Annotated in this window: 14 protein-coding genes; all 14 read right to left on the bottom strand. The window is 73.1% G+C overall.

Annotated elements, in window-relative coordinates:
• Positions 1-141: 141 nt before the first annotated feature.
• The 14 genes from ACLQ26_RS20830 to ACLQ26_RS20765 all read right to left on the bottom strand — a co-directional run bounded on the left by ACLQ26_RS20830 (position 142) and on the right by ACLQ26_RS20765 (position 14892).
• A complete protein-coding gene (locus ACLQ26_RS20830; protein ID WP_393298289.1) occupies positions 142-927 on the bottom strand; it encodes a S1 family peptidase in 786 nt (261 codons plus the stop codon).
• Between the two features lie 116 nt (positions 928-1043).
• Positions 1044-1235: a hypothetical protein gene (locus ACLQ26_RS20825; protein ID WP_425746018.1), complete on the bottom strand. Its 192-nt coding sequence runs from the start codon at positions 1233-1235 to the stop codon at positions 1044-1046.
• Between the two features lie 114 nt (positions 1236-1349).
• Entirely contained in the window at positions 1350-2477 is a 1128-nt protein-coding gene (locus ACLQ26_RS20820; protein WP_425746017.1) for an LLM class flavin-dependent oxidoreductase, read from the bottom strand.
• Positions 2478-2495: 18 nt separating this feature from the next.
• On the bottom strand, positions 2496-3563 hold the full coding sequence (locus ACLQ26_RS20815) for an LLM class flavin-dependent oxidoreductase (RefSeq protein WP_425746016.1): 1068 nt from the start codon (positions 3561-3563) through the stop codon (positions 2496-2498).
• Complete coding sequence (locus tag ACLQ26_RS20810) at positions 3560-4075, bottom strand: GNAT family N-acetyltransferase (RefSeq protein ID WP_425746015.1); 516 nt, start codon at positions 4073-4075, stop codon at positions 3560-3562. Before ACLQ26_RS20810 ends, ACLQ26_RS20815 begins: the two co-directional genes overlap by 4 nt.
• The gene (locus ACLQ26_RS20805; protein ID WP_425746014.1) at positions 4072-5427 is read right to left on the bottom strand and encodes an NtaA/DmoA family FMN-dependent monooxygenase; all 1356 of its coding nucleotides are present in this window, start codon (positions 5425-5427) and stop codon (positions 4072-4074) included. Before ACLQ26_RS20805 ends, ACLQ26_RS20810 begins: the two co-directional genes overlap by 4 nt.
• A 14-nt stretch (positions 5428-5441) precedes the next feature.
• The gene (locus tag ACLQ26_RS20800) at positions 5442-6650 is read right to left on the bottom strand and encodes an LLM class flavin-dependent oxidoreductase (RefSeq protein ID WP_425746013.1); all 1209 of its coding nucleotides are present in this window, start codon (positions 6648-6650) and stop codon (positions 5442-5444) included.
• The gene (locus tag ACLQ26_RS20795; RefSeq protein ID WP_425746012.1) at positions 6647-8302 is read right to left on the bottom strand and encodes a dipeptide ABC transporter ATP-binding protein; all 1656 of its coding nucleotides are present in this window, start codon (positions 8300-8302) and stop codon (positions 6647-6649) included. The genes ACLQ26_RS20800 and ACLQ26_RS20795 overlap by 4 nt, the downstream gene beginning before the upstream one ends.
• Complete coding sequence (locus ACLQ26_RS20790; protein WP_425746011.1) at positions 8302-9189, bottom strand: ABC transporter permease; 888 nt, start codon at positions 9187-9189, stop codon at positions 8302-8304. The genes ACLQ26_RS20795 and ACLQ26_RS20790 overlap by 1 nt, the downstream gene beginning before the upstream one ends.
• A 4-nt stretch (positions 9190-9193) precedes the next feature.
• The gene (locus ACLQ26_RS20785; protein ID WP_425746010.1) at positions 9194-10129 is read right to left on the bottom strand and encodes an ABC transporter permease; all 936 of its coding nucleotides are present in this window, start codon (positions 10127-10129) and stop codon (positions 9194-9196) included.
• Position 10130: 1 nt separating this feature from the next.
• Entirely contained in the window at positions 10131-11774 is a 1644-nt protein-coding gene (locus ACLQ26_RS20780; protein ID WP_425746009.1) for an ABC transporter substrate-binding protein, read from the bottom strand.
• A gap of 444 nt (positions 11775-12218) precedes the next feature.
• Positions 12219-13127 (bottom strand): zinc-binding dehydrogenase, encoded by a 909-nt coding sequence (locus ACLQ26_RS20775; RefSeq protein WP_425746008.1) that lies wholly within the window; start codon positions 13125-13127, stop codon positions 12219-12221.
• A 78-nt stretch (positions 13128-13205) separates the two neighbouring features.
• Positions 13206-13739, bottom strand: a complete 534-nt coding sequence (locus tag ACLQ26_RS20770) for a flavin reductase family protein (RefSeq protein WP_425746007.1) — start codon at positions 13737-13739, stop codon at positions 13206-13208.
• A 211-nt stretch (positions 13740-13950) separates the two neighbouring features.
• Positions 13951-14892: a hypothetical protein gene (locus ACLQ26_RS20765; protein WP_425746006.1), complete on the bottom strand. Its 942-nt coding sequence runs from the start codon at positions 14890-14892 to the stop codon at positions 13951-13953.
• Positions 14893-14906 lie beyond the last annotated feature (14 nt).

Raw genomic sequence — 14906 nt, 5'->3', positions numbered from 1 at the left:
CCGCGGCGGTGACCCTTTCGCACGGCGGGATCGCCGGCCGGCCGCAGCGCGCCGCGCCGCGTCGGGCCGGAGGCCGGTGCACGCGCGGGCGGCCCGGACCGTGGTGGTCCGGGCCGCCCGAGGTCGTACGGTCAGCGGTCGTCAGCCGCCGAGGCTCGCCGCGGCCGAGGCGATCGACGAGGCGAAGTAGCTCACCTGGGTGTAGACGCCCGGGTAGTTGGGTCGGGCGCAGCCGTTGCCCCAGCTGACGATGCCGACCTGGATCCACGCGTTGGTGGCGTCGCGGCGGAACATCGGGCCGCCCGAGTCGCCCTGGCAGGTGTCCGTACCGCCGCTGGAGTAGCCGGCGCAGATCTCCTCGGCGGGGATGAGGTCGCCGCCGTAGTTGGAGTTGCAGGTGGAGTCGCTGACGAACGGCACGGTGGCCTTGAGCAGGTACCGCTGCTGGCCGCCGCCCTCGCGCGCCGCGCCCCAGCCGGCGATGGTGAAGGTGCCGCTGTCGTACGCGGTGGTGGTGGCGATCTTCAACGTGCTCAACCCGGTCACGGGGGTGGCCAGGCGGATCAGCGCCCAGTCCTTTCCGGCGCCGTTGTAGCCGGGAGCGCGGTAGACGTAGTTGGACCGGACGGTGATCCGGCTGGACGACTGGAGGTCGACCGTCCCGAGCGTGGCGGTGATGCTGGTGTTGGTGCCGGTCGAGCCCACGCAGTGCGCCGCGGTGAGCACCAGCCGGGAGCTGTAGAGGGCCCCGCCGCACCCCATCGAGAGCCGCACCATGAACGGGAACTCACCCTGCGCGGCGCGGGTGCCGCCGACGACGTTCGGAGTGACGGGGCTGTCGGCCGCGGCGGCGGGCGCCGCGAGGGTGAGGCTGGCCGCAGCCAGCGCGGCGGCCACCAGGCCGGTGAGGGTACGCCAGCGAACCATGCATTCCTCCGCATCCAGACGGTACGCCTCGTGAGCGCACCTCGATTCGAGATAGCGATCATCATATTGAGACGCATGGATGTTGCGGGTCATCCCCGCTGGGTCGTATCCCCGCGTTATGGGGCCGAGGCGTCGTCGTCGCGCCGGCCACGCCGATCCGCACGACGGCCACGGGCGACGCCGACGGCCAGGAGGCTGACCACCGCGGCAGCCAGTTGCAGCGCGGCGCCAAGCAGATCGACAAGGCTGGAAAGGGCGCTGGTGTCGGGGACAAGGTCCATCGCGGCCTCCGGGTTACGACCCACCATCCGCGCTCCGCGGAGGGTTTCCCCCGGGCCCGGCCGTATCGACGGGCGCCTCAGTCATTATGGCAGCGCCCGACGACCAGGGGAACCGGCAGCCGTGGCCGGCGAGAAGCGCGGTCAGTCCCGCCACTCCTTGGCGAGCAGCTCGTAGGAGCTGACCCGGTCGGCGTGCGCGTGCGTGATCGTGGTGATCAGCAGTTCGTCTGCGGCCGTGACGTCCCGCAGGGTCCGCAGTCGCTCGGTGACCGTGCCCGGCGATCCGACGAACTGCGTGTCGACCCGATCGGCGACGAGTGCGCGGTCGTCCTCGGTCCAGGGCAGCGCGGCGACCTGTTCCGGGCTGGGGAACGGAATCGCGCCCTCGCCACTGCGGATGCTGCGTACCCATGGCCCGTACGGCGCGGCGAGACGGCGCGCGGCCTCGTCGGTCTCGGCCACCACCACGTCGGCGGAGACCATCACGTACGGCTGCGCCAACACCGCCGAGGGGCGGAACGCGGCCCGGTAGCCGGCGACCGCGTCGAGCACGGAGGAGGGGCTGACGTGGTAGTTGGCGGCGAAGGGCAGGCCCAGCGCGCCGGCGAGTTGTGCGCTCTCCCCGCCGCTGCTGCCCAACAGCCACACCCGCAGGTCGGCGCCCTCCCCCGGAACGGCGTGCGCGTCCAGGCCGTCGGCGTCGGTGTAGTCGCCGCGCAGCAGGGCCAGGAGGTCGGCCACCTGGTCGGCGAAGGCCGGCGGTTGCGCGCCCGGCTGGTGCAGCAGCGCGCTGCTCAGGGCGAAGCGTGGGGAGGCGAGCACGCTGGCGTAGGAGAACGGCTGCGGAATCAGCAGTCCGTCGACCACCCGGGCCTCGGCCTGCGGCGGCGGGGCGGCCGCGGCGAGTTCCCGGGCGGCCTCCACCCGCCGCTGGCCGGACCGGCCCAGGCCGAGGTCGATCCTTCCCGGATAGAGGGCGGCGAGGGTGCCGAACTCCTCGACCACCGACAGCGCGGTGCGGTGGCCGACCTGCACCGCGCCAGAGCCGACGCGGAGCACGCTGGTGGCCGCGGCCACCTGTCCGATGAGCACGGCCGGCGCGGAACTGGCCACGCCTGCGGCGAGATGGTGCTCGGCCAGCCAGTAGCGGTGGTAGCCGGACTGCTCGGTCCGACCGGCCAGGTCGACTGTGTTGCGCAACGCGTCGGCGACGGTGCCGCCGGAGGGAACCGGGGAGAGATCGAGAACGGACAGAGGGGTCGCTGACATGGTGGTCCCCGTTTCTGGTCAGGCCGTCGCGCCGGCGGTCACCGGCGCGCGGAAGGGGCGGCTGGGGATCTCCCGGCGCAGCACCGGTGCCACCTCGGCCTGGAAAAGCTCCAGGCTCTCCCGGTGCTGCTTGTCGGTCAGCCCGTCGTGGTCGGCCTGGAGGTGGATGACCTCGTGGCCGAACTGCTCGTGGTAGCGCAGCACCTTGTCGATGATCTGCTGTGGGCTCCCCACAAGCATCGAGCTGCGCTCGATGGCGTCGGACAGGGTGGGGAAGACCGGCGGGACGCCGAGCCGGCGGAACGCGGCGAGCCGGGCGTCGAAGATCGGCCGGTACCTCTCGACCGCCTCCTGCGACGTGCGCGCCACGTGGAACCCCGCGGTGCCGGCGCCGACGAGGGCGTCGGCCGGATCGTGGCCGTAGTGGACCCACCGCTCCCGGTAGTGACGGATCAGCTCGGCGTAGGGCTCGATGGGGTTGGTGACGTTGGCGGAGAAGATCGGGTCGCCGTAGCGGGCGGCGAGGTCGACCGATTCCCTGCTGGTGGCACTGCCGTGCCAGACCCGGATGGGCTGTTGCAGCGGGCGGGGCCAGGTCTCGGCGTCGGTCAGCGACGGGCGGTACGTCCCGGACCACGTCACCTTCTCCTCCCGCCAGAGCCGACGGAACAGCTCGTACCCCTCCCGGTTGCGGTCCCACTGGTCGTCGGCGGTGACGTGGAAGAGCTGGGCCTGCGCGGCGCCGTTGCCCTTGCCGATGATCAGTTCGAGCCGCCCGTCGGAGAGGTGGTCGAGGGTGGCGTAGTCCTCGTAGGCGCGTACCGGGTCGAGCAGGCTGAGGGTGGTGACCGCGGTGAACAGCCGGATCGTGGCGGTCCGGGCCGCGATGTGGCTCAGCACGACCGGCGGCGAGGAGGAGATGAAGGGGCGTTCGTGCCGCTCGCCGACTCCGTACCCGTCGAAGCCGAGTTCCTCGGCGAGAACGGCGGTGTCGACCACCTCCCGGAACCGTTCGGTGGTGCTCCTGCGCTGGCCGGTGACCGGGTCGGGCAAATGGGTGATCAGGGTTATCAGCAGGAACTTCATGCGGCGACCGTCACTTTCGGCGACAGGGTCAGGGGCGGGCGCACCGCCAGGGCGAAGCAGCGCGAGTACGGCAGGGCGTCGTACGGGGCGAAGACCGGGATCGGGTGGTAACCCGCCCGCTCGTACCGGCGGACCGCGTCGGGCTGGCGGTCACCGGTCTGCAGCACGATCCGTGCCGCGCCGAGCTGGCCGGCGGCCTCGCGGACCGCGTCGAGCAGGATCGCGGCGACTCCGTGCCCCCGGTGGGCGGGCAGCACGTACATCCGTTTGAGTTCCAGGTCGGGGCCGTGCCAGCGCAACGCGGCGTGCCCGACCGGCGTGGCGTCGACGGTGTACGCCACACCCGTCCAGGCCACCGAGGTCGGGGCGAGCACCTGGGTGTCCGGCAGGTGGATCGGGTCGTCGGGACGGTCGGCGTACCGGTGGCGCAGTTCCGCGGTCATCGCCGCGCGCAGGGCGGCGGCGTCCGGGTCGCCCCAGCGTCGCCGGCACACGGCGACCGGCGGGGTCACGCCGCACCGACCGGGTTGACCGGGCGGGCGGGGCCGAGGCCGAGGTGGTCACGCAGGGTGGTGCCGGCGTACTCGGCGCGGAACACGCCGCGCTCCTGCAACAGCGGGACGACCTGGTCGACGAACTCGTCGAGACCGGCCGGGGTCAGGTGCGGCACCAGGATGAAACCGTCGGCGGCGTCGGACTGCACGAAGTGGTTCATCCGTTCGGCGACCTGCCTCGCGGTGCCGACGAACGACTGCCGGCCGGTGACCTCGATGATCAGGTCGCGGATGCCAAGCCCCTTCTCCTCGGCCAGGGCCCGCCACTGCCGGGCGGTGGCGACCGGGTCGGGGTACATGCCGGCCCGGCCCCTGCTGATGGTGCCGGCCGTGACGTCCGGGTCCTCGGCGGGCAGCGGGCCGTCGGGGTCGTACCCGGACAGGTCCCGGTTCCACAGCTGCTCCAGCAGCAGGATCGCGGTCTGCGGGCTGACCTGCTGGCGGCGGATGTGGTGGGCGCGTTCCTGCGCCTCGGCGTCGGTGTCGCCGAGGACGAATGTCACCCCTGGAATGATCTTCAACTGGTCGGGGTGACGGCCGTACCAGGCCAGCCGGGACTTCACGTCCCGGTAGAACTCCTGGCCGGCCTCCAGGGTGCCGTGTCGGGAGAAGATCGCATCGGCGCTGGACGCGGCGAACTCGCGCCCGTCGGGAGAGTCGCCGGCCTGCAGGATCACCGGGTGCACCTGCGGGCTGCGCGGAACGGTGAAGTGCCCGGCGATGTCGAACTGGTCGCCGTGGTGGGCGAAGGCGCCCGGATCGGCGTCGGCGACGTACCGGCCACCGTCGCGGTCCCCCACGATCGCCTCCGCCGGCCACGACTCCCACAGCGTCCGGGCGGTACGCACGAACTCGGCGGCCCGCTCGTAGCGCAGCGACCGGTCGAGGTAGCCGCCCCGGCGGAAGTTCTCCCCGGTGAACGCGTCGGAGGTGGTGACGACGTTCCAGGCGGCCCGCCCGCCAGAGAGGTGGTCGAGGCTGGCCAACTGGCGGGCCAGCTCGTACGGCTCCCGGAAGGTGGTGTTGAGCGTGCCGGCCAAGCCCAGGTGGGTGGTGACCGCGGCGAGGGCGGCGAGCAGGGTCAACGTGTCCGGGCGGCCGACCACGTCCAGGTCGTGGATGCGGCCCCGCTGTTCGCGCAGCCGCAGCCCCTCGGCGAGGAAGAAGAAGTCGAACTTGCCGCGCTCGGCCGTGCGGGCCAGGTGGACGAAGGAGGAGAAGTCGATGTGGCTGCCGGAGCCCGGATCGCTCCAGACGGTGGTGTTGTTCACGCCGGGAAAGTGCGCGGCCAGGATGATCTGCTTGGGCATGGCGGTCTCCAGACTCAGGCGGTCGCGGTGGCGGCGTAGCGGCTGGCCGGTCGGGTCAGGCCGAGCAGGCCACGCAGCGTCCCGCCCGGATAGCCGGTGCGGAACAGACCCCGTTCGCGCAGCGCCGGCACCAGTGCCCGGGTGATCGCGGTCAGATCGTCGGGGAGGACTGCCGGCCGCAGCCGGAAACCGTCCACTCCGGCCCGGTGCCACTCGACCAGCAGGTCGACCAACTGCCCCGGGGTACCGGAGAAGAAGGCCGCGTCCGACGTGAACTCCGCGCCGAGCAGGTCGTCGAGGCGGGTCCTGCGCTGGCGGGCCAGCGCCGGCGTCTCGTCGAGCAGCACGACCAGGTCGGCGAGGACGCGCAGCGGTGGCTCGCTGCGACCGACGGTCTCCTCGGCCGCCCGGACCTCCCCGACGATGGCGGCAGCGTGCTCGGGGTCGGTAGGGGTGACGAAGACGACGTCGGCGTGCCGGGCGGCGAAGGCGTACGGCACCGACGAGTGGGCCAGCGCGGCGACCACCGGCTGTCCCTGTGGTGACCGGGGCACGATGGAGGGCCCCTTGACCGAGAACCACCGCCCGGTGAAGTCGACGTAGTGCAGCCGGTCCCGGTCCACGAAGCGGCCGGTCGCCACGTCCCGGATCTCGGCGTCGTCCTGCCAACTGTCCCAGAGTCGGCGGACCACCTCCACCGCGTCGCCGGCCTCGGCGATGAGGTCCCCGATGAGCCGTAGCGTCTCCGGTTCGTCGAGCCGGGACGGGTCCAGCACGGGGATCTCGCGGCGGCCGAAGTGCCCGGCTTCGGCTCGCCGGGCCGAGACCCGGGGCCGCCAACCGGCCCGCCCACCGCTGATGTGGTCAAGCGTGGCCACGGCCGTCGACAGGTGGAACGGTTCGGTGTGGGTGGTGCTGGTGGTCGGGACCAGCCCGATGTGCCGCGTCAACGGGGCAACCCGCGCGGCGATCTGCACCGCGTCGAGACGCCCCCGGAGCTGATCGGCGCGGCCGTCCGGGCCGTCGGGCCGCGACGACTGAAGGTCGAGGCTGTCCTCGATGGTCAGCAGGTCCAGGGTGGCCTTCTCGGCCTCGCCGGCGAGCGCCGCCCAGTAGCGGGCGGTCAACGGCGCGGACGCTCCGGCGCGCGAGAGCCGCCAGGCGGCCGGGTGCCAGCCCAGGCCGTCCAGTGCCACGGCCAGATGCAGGGTCTTCTCGGTCATGGGCGTACCTCCTGCGGTCGGCCGGCCGTGACGAGCGTGGGCAACGCGTCGAGCAGGGACCGGGTGTAGTCATGTCGGGGGTAGGTGAAGACGTCGCCGACCGGTCCCTGCTCGACCACCGCGCCGTCGTGCATGACCAGCACGCGGTCGCTGAGGTGGTGGACCACGCCCAGGTCGTGGGAGATGAAGAGCAGAGCCGTGCCGTCGGTGGCCCGCAGATCGGCCAGCAGGTCGAGGACCTGGGCCTGGACCGAGACGTCGAGCGCGGAGACCGGTTCGTCGCACACGATCAGGGTGGGTCGCGGGGCGATCGCGCGGGCGATGGCGACCCGCTGCCGCTGCCCGCCGGAGAGCTGCCGGGGGTGCCGGTCGAGCAGGTCCGGTCCGAGGCCGACGCGACGCAGCAGGTCGACGACACGGTCGCGGCGATCGCCGCGACCGACGTCGGGGTCGAGGTTCTCCCCGACGACCTGGGCGACGCGGTAGCGCGGGTCGAAGGAGCTCAGGGGGTCCTGGGAGATCAGTTGCAGCCGGCGGCGCAACGGGCGACGGACCCGCTCGGGCACCTGCGACCACGGCGCCCCCTCGAAGGTGACGGTGCCGGAGTCGGCGGCCAGGAGACCGGCGACGATCCGGGCCACGGTGCTCTTACCCGACCCGGACTCCCCCACCAGCCCCAACGTCTCGCCCCGCGCGATGGAGAAGGAGACGTCACGCACGACCGTGTGCTCGCCGTACCTCCTGGTCAGCCCGACCGCGTCGAGCAGCGTGTCGTCCGGGCGGACGTCGGGACGGGCGGGCAGCGCCTCCCGGCGCGCGACGCCGCCGTCGCGCCCGACCGCGGCGGCCGCGAGTCGGTGCCCGCGCGACGACGCCGAGGGCACCGCCGCCAGCAACTGCCTGGTGTACGGATGCGCCGGCGACCGCAGCAGCCGTGCGGTGGGGCCGTGCTCGACGATCCGACCGTCGCGCATGACGAGCACCCGGTCGGCGACCTGGGCGACCACCGCCAGGTCATGGCTGATCAGCAGCAGGCTGACCCCGGCGGCCCGTCGCTCGGCGAGCAGCCGCAGGATCTGCGCCTGCACGGTGACGTCCAGCGCGGTGGTCGGCTCGTCGGCGATCAGCAGGGCCGGTTCCCCGGCGATCGCCGAGGCGATAAGCGCCCGCTGTCGCAGCCCGCCGGAGAGTTGGTGCGGATACTGCCGGGCACGGCGCTCCGGCTCCGGGAGGTGGACCTCGTCGAGCAGGTGAGTGACCCGGCCGGCCCGTTCGCGGCGGCCGACGATGCCGTGGGTGGTGAGCACCTCGCCGATCTCGGCCCCCACGGTGCGCAGCGGGTCGAGGGAGACCAACGCGTCCTGCAGGACGAGCCCGGCCAGCCGTCCGCGTACCCGCCGCCAGTCCCGTGCGCGGTGGCCACGGACATCCTCGCCGGCGAGGTCGAGCCGGGCGGCGCGGACTGTCGCGCCGGGGCCGGCGAGGCCGACGAGGGTACGGGCGGTGACGCTCTTGCCGGACCCGGACTCGCCGACGATGGCCACGCACTCACCGCGCTCGACGGTGAGGCTGATCCCCCGGACCGCCGCGACCCGCCCGGTGGGGGTGTCGAAGTCGACGTGCAGGTCCTCGACCGCGAGCAGGGGGGCCATCAGCGCTGCCGCCCGTCGAAGCGGGTCTGCCAGTGTCGGCCGACGACTGTCAACGCCACCACTGTCGCGGTGACCGCGACGCCGGGCAGGACGGTGATCCACCAGGCCACCTGGAGGTAGTTGCGTCCCTCGGAGAGCATCGCGCCCCACTCCGGCGACGGTGGCTGTGGACCCATGCCGAGGAAGCTGAGCCCCGCGGCGATCATGATCGCTTCGCCGAGCCCGATCACCGCGAGAACCGGCACCGGGCCGATCACGTTGGGCAGGACGTGCCGCGCCACCAGCCGGGGTCGGGACAGACCGAAGGTGACTGCCTCTTCGACGTACGCGGCGCGGCGGACGAGCAGTGTCTGACCACGTACCACCCGGGCGTGGTGCGGCAGGGTGGCGACGCCGATGGCGATGATCAGGCTGACGGTGCCCGGCCCGGCGACGGCGATGAACAGCAGCGCCAGGAGCAGGATCGGAAAGGCCGAGATGGCGTCGAAGGCGCGGCTGAGGGTCTCGTCGGCGAGCCGGTGGGTGAGGCCGGCGAGCAGACCGAGCAGCACACCGCCGGTGACCGCGATGGCCGTGCCCGCCAATCCGATGGTGAGCGAGTGCCCGGCGCCGTGCACGACGCGGGTCCACACGTCACGTCCGAGGTGGTCGGTGCCGAGCCAGTGCGCGGCGCTCGGCGCTTCGAGCACCCCCAGCGGGTCCGCGGCCAGCGGGTCACCGGGCGCCAGGACCGCCGGCCAGACCGCGGCGACCACGAGCAGGATCAGGTACGCCCCGGCGGCGAGCAGCCCGGGTCGCCACCGGCGCCGGCGGACGGTCGGGGCGGGCGTGGCGGACGGGTGGGGGGTGTGCGCCTCGGTGGTTGTCGGGGCCAGGGTGACTGTCATCGGGTCAGCTCCTTCTCAGGCGCGGGTCGACCAGCAGGTACGTCAGGTCCGCGATGGTGTTGACCGCGACGTAGACGGCGGCGGACAGGGTGACCACCGCCAGCACCACCGGCATGTCCTTGCTGGTCACCGCCGTGAGGGTGACCTGGCCGAGGCCGGGTCGGCCGAAGACCTGCTCGACGATGACCGCGCCGCCGAGCAGGATGCCGAAGAGCCAGCCGGCCAGGGTGACGGCCGGCAGCAGCGCGTGCCGCAACGCGTGGCGCAGGAGCACCGTTCGTTCCCGTACGCCCCGGGACCGGGCGGTCAGCACGAACGGCTCGTCGAGCGCCCGGTCGAGCCCGTCGCGGAGCACCTGGGCGAGCAGTCCGGCGATGGGCAGCGCCAGGGTGACAGCGGGCAGCACCAGCGCGCCGACGCCCCGGTCGCCGGAGACCGGAAAGAGTCCGAGCCGGAACGACAGCACGCTGAGCAGCACGATGCCGATCAGGAAGGACGGGGTGGAGACCAGCAGCAGTTCGACGCCGGAGCTGGCCCGCCGCAGCCAGGGACGGCGGTCCCCGGCGGTCGCGACGGCGAGGACGAGGGCGAGCAGCACCCCGAGGCCCGCGGCGGCGAGGGCGAGGGTGAGGGTGGGTGCGAGCTGTTCGCCGATCACCTCGACGACGGGCCGTTGCAGCAGGTAGGAGCGGCCCAGGTCGCCGCCGGCGAGCCGCCGCAGGTAGTCGAGGTACTGGACGACTGCGGGCCGGTCCAGGCTCCACTCGGCGATGATCTCGGCGCGGATCTGGGGGGTGTCCGCCCCGTCGCCGACGATCGTGTCCACTGTGTCTCCGGGCGCGACAAGCAGGGCCAGGTACGCGGCGGTGGCGGCGGCCCAGAGGACTACCAGTCCGGCGGCTAGCCGGCGAGCCGCCGCGCGCAGGGGTGAGCTCAACATGTCACCTGCCGATCCACAGGTCGTACGCGCTGGCGGGAACCCCGGCGGTGGGCTCGAAGCGGACCCCGCCGACGCTGGTGCTGGCCGCGATCTGGTCGGCCGGCGCGTAGAGCGGTAGCACCAGGGCCTGCTCGGCGACGACCCGCTGCTGGAGCTGCGCGTAGATGCCGGCCCGCTTCGTCGCGTCGCCGGTGGCCTGACCGGATTCCAGGAGCTGGTCGATGCGAGGATCGTTGGCCCGGGTGCGGTTGATGCCGCCCTTCGAGTGCAGCAGCAGGTTCAGCGCGGCTCCGGCGTCGGTGTCGGCCCGCGAGTTGTCGAAGACCTCGTACTCGTTGCGCTCGAACGCCTGGGTGGCGGTGCCCTGGTCGACAAGTGCGATCTTCAGGTCGATGCCGGCGCTCTGCTTCACGGCGGCCTGCACAGCCTGGGCGAGGACATCGCGGCGGTCGCGGACGTACGGGGCGGCCTGCACCAGCCGTACGGTCAGCCGCCGGCCGTCGCGCACGCGGAAGCCGTCCGCGTCACGCGTCGACCAGCCGGCCTGGTCGAGCAGGGCGTTGGCCTTGGCGACGTCGCCGCCGTACCCGCCGTCGAGGCTCTTGTCGTAGAGCGGGCTGGACGGGCTGACCACGCTCCAGGCGCGGGTGGCGGTGTCGCGGTAGACCGACCGAAGCACGGTGTCGACGTCGACGGCCTCCCGGAACGCCTGCCGGACCCGCAGGTCGTTGAAGGGCGCGTGCGAGGTGTTGAAGTAGTACGAGTAGGCGGAGCCGGAATTCAGCTCCCGGGTGAGGCGCAGCGTCCGGTTGGCGGTGACCAGGGGCTGGTCGGTGGCGGGCACGCCCTCGACGAGCTGCACCTGGCGGGAGGTGAGGGCGCCGACGCGGACCGCCGACTCCTTGAGGAACCGGTAGGTGATCTCGTCGAGGTAGGCGGGGCCGGTGTGGGTAGCGGTCGGCGGCGCCCAGTCGTAGCGGGGGTTGCGGCGGTAGTGCAACTCCTGGCCGGGGACGTAGCGGTCCAGCACGAACGGTCCGGTGCCGACGACGTCGACGCCGCCGGCCTTGAGGTTCTTCGCCTCGCGCAGCGACTTCGGCGAGACCTGGGCGCCCTGCGGGGAGGCGAGGAAGTCGAGGATGAGCACGTCGGGGGTGGTGAGGGTGAGTCGTACGGTGCGCGGGTCGACCACCTCGACGGCCTTGAGGTTGCGCAGCTGCACGGCGGCGACGCCAGGCGCGTACCCGGGCTCGCGGAGTTTGTCGATGTTGGCCTTGACGGCTGCCGCGTCCAGCGGCGTCCCGTCGGTGAAGGTCACCCCGTCGCGCAGCGTCAGGGTGTACGACAAACCGTCCGCGGCGGCCTGCCAGCCGGTGGCCAGCCAGGGCACCAGCTTCCCCTGCTTGTCGTACGTGAGCAGGGACTCGAAGGTGTTCCAGACCAGGAGGCGGGCCTTGGCCTGGGCGTACTGGTGGGGGTTGAGGGTGATCGGCTCGGTCTCCACGGCCCAGGTGAGAGTGCCCCCGGAACGGGGCTCGCCGGCCGCCTCGGCGGCGGGGGCGGTGCCGGTGGAGCAGCCGGCGAGGACGGCGAGCAGCGGGGCGAGGGTGGCGGCGGCGATGGTTCGCAGACGGCGCGCGGGCATGGCGGGGTCTCCTGTCCAGGCAGGCGGATTCGGGTACGCCGACACCCGGCCCTCGAACGCATGGCGGGCCGGTCAGGGGTGTCGGTGCGGATGGCGCGGCGGTCGGCTCGGCGGTGAGCCCCACCTCGGCGGCCGGGGTGGCGGGCCGGGTACGGGCGAGGGTGCCGGGTCAGGCCAGACAGGAACTCGACCACACCCGACCGAAGTCGATGTGGCCGCGGATCGTCAGCCGCAGCTCGCTGGACATGAGCTGAGTCCACCGGCAGCGCCCGGGTGGTGTCAACGAATCGGTCGATGGATGTCGGCTATCGCACGTGGCAGCGTCGATTCGTTGACGCAATGCCTACTAAAGCTATAGGATTTACAGGGATTGTGTCCGGTGGGCCGGCCCGGACCCGCACGCAAGCCGGGACCGGCCCACCGGGCAGCCGTCCGACGTCGGGTTCAGTCCAGATCGAGCAGGATCTTTCCCGGCACCCGACGCTCCCGCAGCGCGCCGACCGCCTCCCCGAGGCGCTGCCACGAGCCACGCCAGCCGATGGGCGCCCGCAGCACTCCCCGAGCCACGAGGTCCACCAGCAGCGCCAGATCCGCCGCCGGCGCCGACGTGTCGCCGAAGGACCGCAGTGTTCGCGCGGCACCCGGGGCGAAGGTCGAGTTCACCGGGAAGACGGCCGGCGCACCGGATGCCCAGCCGATGCTGTGCAGCACCCCACCGGGCGCCAGCAGACCCCACGCGGTCACCAACTGGGCGCCGCCCACGGTCTCCAGCACCACGTCGACGGGCGCGACGCCGCCATCGAGGCCGACGATCACCTCGTCGGCGCCGAGCGCGGCCAGTCCCTCGCCCCGCGCCGCCGAGCCGACCGCCGCGAGCACGTACGCGCCGGCGTGCCGGCCGAGCTGGACCGCCACCCGGCCCACTCCTCCGGACGCGCCGGTGACCAGCACCCGGCGGCCGCGCAGCGGGCCGGACGCCCGCAGCGTGCGCAACGCGGTGAGGCCGACCATCGGCAGCGCGGCCACCTCGGCCAGGTCGACGGCGGGGGGAACCACCGCGACGCTGTCCACCTCGAACACCGCGCGCTGCGCCCAGGCGCCCGGCCCGAAGGCGAGCACGCGGTCACCCGCGCGGGGCCCGGAGCCGTCCTCGGGGCCGCGCAGCACGTGACCGGCGGCGTCGTGGCCGAGCACGCTGCCGACCGGCCAGGCGTCGACGTGGCGGACCTCGCCGGCGTTGACGGCTGCGTGCCGCACCTCGACGAGCACCTGCCCCGGCCCGGGTACGGGGTCGGGAACCTCCGCCACCCGGAACCCGTCGACAGCGTCCGGTGCGGCGACGATGGCACGCATGGCATCCTCCCGGGTCGTGGTCGGGCCGGCGCTCCGGTCAACTCGCGGCCGGTCCGGGCATTCGTGGCCCCGCCTCCGTCAGGCGGCGACGCGACGGGCCGGGCCGTCCGCGGTGTCCGCGAGACCTGCGTAGCGGCCTCGGTGATAGAGCAACGGCGAGCCCACGTCGGCGTGGCGGAGCAGTTCCGGTTCGGCCAACACCACGACGTGGTCGCCGACGGGCACCCGATCGACGACCCGGCACAGGAGCCAGGCCAGGGTGCCGTCGAGAATCGGCACCCCCTGCGGACCCGGCCGCCACCGGGTGGGCGCGGCGAACCTGTCGATGCCGCTGGTGGCGAAGGTCCGGGCCAGCTCGGGCTGGTCGTGGGAGAGCAGGTGCACCGCCACGTGTCGGGCCCGCGCCAGCGTCGGCCAGCTCGACGAGCCGAGGTTCAGACAGAACGAGACGATCGGTGGCGTCAGCGACACCGAGGTGAACGAGGTCGCGGTGAAGCCGACCGGCGGTGCGCCGGGGGCGGTGACCACCGTGACGGTGCTGGCCTGGTGGCGCAGCAACGTCCGCAGCGCGTCGGCGTCGGCGTCGGTCGGGTCGTCGGTGGACGACGTCATGGCGTTCCTCCCGAGGGATGGGTCCAGGCGGCAGGGGCGGCCCGCTCAGGCCGGGCTGGGCGCCGCCGGACAGAGCTGCGCCGCGACCCTCATCAGGTCGACGACTCGGCGGGAGGTGAACAGCCGAACAAGCAGCATGAATCGATTTTCCTATCAGACAGGTAGGATTTCAAGTCCCGGGCGCGGACATCCCGCCGCTGGACGTCCCGCCTCACCGTGGGACGGACTCCTGGGCAGCCAGGACGACCAGCTCGTCGGCGCGGGCCACCAGCGGCGCCTTCGCACCGTCGAGCCACACGAGATAGCCCACCGGCGGACCGGACGAACCCCAACGGGCGCCGACAATCGTGGCCGTCCCCGTTCCGTTCGACTGGTCGAGCAGGCGTACCCGGGTGCCCGGAGCATGCCCGTCGTCGGCCACGATCAGCAGCGTGTCGAGGATCTGGCGCACACCGGTGACGGGCAACCCCGCCACGTACGGCTCGCCCGCCGGCCCCACCCGTGGGGTCATCATCGCCCGCAGGAGCGCCGCGTACCGGATCGCCTCCTCGCGGACCGGCCAGTCCGGGCCGCCCTCGGCGCGGACCAGCGCCTTCTCGATCATCGACCAGAGCGACACCGGCTCCCTGTCGAGCAGGCGGCGGGCCTCGCGGTCGACCTCGGCGCAGGCCGTGTCGAGGGCGGTGTCCTCGCCCAACTCCGCGATCCAGACCAGATCCCCCACGTCGGGCAGCAGCCCCGGCGACTCGGCCGCGACCACGAGGTAGAGCATCGCGAGCAGTTCCGTGCGACCGTCGCCGTGATAGAGCGCGCCCACCCCGGTGCCCGCACGTCCCCGACTGGGCGGGAAACGGTCGACGAGGTGCTGGGCACGGCCGGTCGGCAGGGCCGCGGCCCGCCGCGTGTCCGTCACCCGCTCCTCGAACGAGCGCCGCTCACGGCGTTCGACGAGCAGTTGGCGGTGCGGGTCGGAGCCGACCGGATAGATCGTCCGACCGAATGTGGCGAGGGTCTCGCCGGGCCGCAGCCCGAGCGACTCGAGGTGCCGGGCGGCCACCGAGTAGGCGACGCCGGCACGGGCCGCCTGTTCCCGGATGGCGCGCTTACGGGCACGTCCCGGGGTCGGGGTGCGGTGGGGGTGGTGATCAGACATGGCGCCTCCGGTGC

It is taken from the genome of Micromonospora sp. DT43, assembly GCF_049841645.1.
Lineage (GTDB): Bacteria > Actinomycetota > Actinomycetes > Mycobacteriales > Micromonosporaceae > Micromonospora.
The sequence above is the reverse complement of the archived record's forward strand: the minus strand, read 5'-3'. Positions and strand labels throughout refer to the sequence as shown.

What these genes read in the sequence shown, in the direction of transcription:
- ACLQ26_RS20830 (WP_393298289.1), bottom strand. Translation starts at nt 927, where the DNA reads ATGGTTCGCTGGCGTACCCTCACCGGCCTGGTGGCCGCCGCGCTGGCT.
- ACLQ26_RS20805 (WP_425746014.1), bottom strand. Translation starts at nt 5,427, where the DNA reads ATGCCCAAGCAGATCATCCTGGCCGCGCACTTTCCCGGCGTGAACAAC.
- ACLQ26_RS20765 (WP_425746006.1), bottom strand. Translation starts at nt 14,892, where the DNA reads ATGTCTGATCACCACCCCCACCGCACCCCGACCCCGGGACGTGCCCGT.
- ACLQ26_RS20770 (WP_425746007.1), bottom strand. Translation starts at nt 13,739, where the DNA reads ATGACGTCGTCCACCGACGACCCGACCGACGCCGACGCCGACGCGCTG.
- ACLQ26_RS20775 (WP_425746008.1), bottom strand. Translation starts at nt 13,127, where the DNA reads ATGCGTGCCATCGTCGCCGCACCGGACGCTGTCGACGGGTTCCGGGTG.
- ACLQ26_RS20785 (WP_425746010.1), bottom strand. Translation starts at nt 10,129, where the DNA reads ATGTTGAGCTCACCCCTGCGCGCGGCGGCTCGCCGGCTAGCCGCCGGA.
- ACLQ26_RS20815 (WP_425746016.1), bottom strand. Translation starts at nt 3,563, where the DNA reads ATGAAGTTCCTGCTGATAACCCTGATCACCCATTTGCCCGACCCGGTC.
- ACLQ26_RS20780 (WP_425746009.1), bottom strand. Translation starts at nt 11,774, where the DNA reads ATGCCCGCGCGCCGTCTGCGAACCATCGCCGCCGCCACCCTCGCCCCG.
- ACLQ26_RS20820 (WP_425746017.1), bottom strand. Translation starts at nt 2,477, where the DNA reads ATGTCAGCGACCCCTCTGTCCGTTCTCGATCTCTCCCCGGTTCCCTCC.
- ACLQ26_RS20800 (WP_425746013.1), bottom strand. Translation starts at nt 6,650, where the DNA reads ATGACCGAGAAGACCCTGCATCTGGCCGTGGCACTGGACGGCCTGGGC.
- ACLQ26_RS20795 (WP_425746012.1), bottom strand. Translation starts at nt 8,302, where the DNA reads ATGGCCCCCCTGCTCGCGGTCGAGGACCTGCACGTCGACTTCGACACC.
- ACLQ26_RS20790 (WP_425746011.1), bottom strand. Translation starts at nt 9,189, where the DNA reads ATGACAGTCACCCTGGCCCCGACAACCACCGAGGCGCACACCCCCCAC.
- ACLQ26_RS20825 (WP_425746018.1), bottom strand. Translation starts at nt 1,235, where the DNA reads ATGGTGGGTCGTAACCCGGAGGCCGCGATGGACCTTGTCCCCGACACC.